This window comes from Williamsia sp., from assembly GCF_016462415.1.
Lineage (GTDB): Bacteria > Actinomycetota > Actinomycetes > Mycobacteriales > Mycobacteriaceae > Williamsia_A.
Window position 1 is genome coordinate 1 of the sequence record NZ_JAEMTF010000228.1, and the last position, 1856, is coordinate 1856.

Sequence of the window (1856 nt, forward strand, 5' to 3'; positions counted from 1 at the left end):
ACGAATACCTCCACCCCATCCGCCCCCTCGAGCGCATCCGCCAACGCGTCGACGCATCCGAAACCGACGGCGGCCGTTACGAACTCGAGGCGACGGTGAAACTCCACGGCGTGGTGACCGACATCGCCGGCTCGGGTACGGGGACCCTGGCGGCATTCATCGATGCGCTGGGATCGGTCGGATTCGATCTGCGTGTCCTCGACTACCGCGGCCACATCGTCCACGACGGCGCAGCCGACACCGTGACCTCGTCATCGCAACCGAGCTACGTCGCGTACGTGGAGATGCGGGTCGGGGGTACGGACGGTCATCGGACGAACTGGGGCGTGGGGATGGCGGAGTCGGCGACGACAGCGTCGCTGCGAGCCGTGGTCTCCGCGGTGAACCGAGCGAACACCCGTGAGCAATCCCGCATCGCCTTGTGACCGCGACCTACGCCGGTCTGGTCCGCAACCGTGGGTTCCGCAACCTGTTCGTGGTTCAGGCCGGGATCATGGCGTCGAGCTCGACCTCGTCGCTCGCGCTCGGGGTGGTCATGTTCGCGCAGACCAGTTCTCCGCTGCTGACCGCGCTCGCGATGTTCGGCGGCCCGCTCATCGCCTTCGGTGCCTCGTACTTCCTGCTGTCGTGGTCTGACCGCGTCCCACCCCGTATCGGTCTCGCCTTGACCGCGACGGCGCTTCTGGTCACCGACCTCCTGCAGGCCATCCCTGATCTGCCGTGGCCGGTTCGGTTCGTGCTCCTCGCGATTCCCTGGATCACCAATTCGGCGACCTCGGGCTCGAAGTGGCTGATCCTGCAGAGTGTCGTGGGCGCCGACGACTACCTCTTCGGACGCTCGACGCTCAACATCGCGGTCAGCGTCACGCAGATCGCGGGATACGGTGCCGGCGGAACACTGCTGCACGTCTGTTCGCCCCAGTCGATCTTTCTCGTCGCGGCCGGTGTCGACGCCGTCATCGTGTGCCTCACCCTGATCGGTCTGCCGCACGTGCCGCCGACATCGACGACGGGGTCGGGCCACGGGGAGCGGATGGTCACCCAGACCCGGCGGACCAACCGCGTGCTGCTGCGCTCGGTGGTCACGAGGCCCATCTACCTGAGTCTGTGGATTCCCAACGGGCTGATCGTGGGGTGTGAGGCATTGTTCGTCCCGTTCGCCGGGAACTCGAGCGGGTATCTCTACATGGCCGGTGCTGCCGGGATGCTCTCCGGTGACGTGATCGTCGGACGCTTCGTTGCGGCACGGCGACGGGATTCGCTGATCTGGCCGTTGAGAACGCTGATAGCGGCGCCCTACCTCGTGTTCCTGCTGAGCCCGTCGTTCACGCCGGCGATCATGGTGGTGTTCGTGGCCTCGATCGGCTACGCGGCATCGCTACCCCTGCAGGACAGGCTCATCCGCAACACCGATCCTGCCGCTCGTGGTCAGACCCTGGGTCTTCACACCACGGGGATGCTGATCTTCCAGGGCGTCGGCGCCGCGCTCGCCGGAGGTGTCGCCAGTGTGCTGGAGCCGTCGATCGCGATCGGACTCATGGGGTGCGCGTCACTGATCGTCACCCTGTCCCTCACGAGAGGTCTACGACGTTCACGGATGCCGGTCGAGGCCGCAGCGGTTCCGGCCCGGTAGCACCTGGGTGAACAACGGTCGGCGCCGCTCGTGTGGTCGACGCGGCCGAACTGTGGACAACCGCCGGGTGACCCCCACTCCGGTCGGTCGCGGGGCGTGGTCGCAGGGCACGATCGGTGCGTGTCGTCAGCTGCTCGCGCCTGGTTGGACGGTCTCGGCCAGGTGGCCCGCGCCGGCGCCGACCTGGTGGTGCCGCTGCTCTGTGGCGGATGCGGCCGTCCCG

2 protein-coding genes are annotated in these 1856 nt (G+C 67.4%); both read left to right on the plus strand.

Features of this window, described 5'->3' with window-relative positions; translation table 11 throughout:
* Positions 1–425: alpha-isopropylmalate synthase regulatory domain-containing protein (locus JHC79_RS23615; protein ID WP_296395509.1), on the plus strand; the 425-nt coding region annotated here is incomplete at its 5' end.
* Positions 422–1633, plus strand: a complete 1212-nt coding sequence (locus tag JHC79_RS23620) for a hypothetical protein (RefSeq protein WP_296395511.1) — start codon at positions 422–424, stop codon at positions 1631–1633. The genes JHC79_RS23615 and JHC79_RS23620, both read left to right, overlap by 4 nt.
* Positions 1634–1856: the final 223 nt, after the last annotated feature.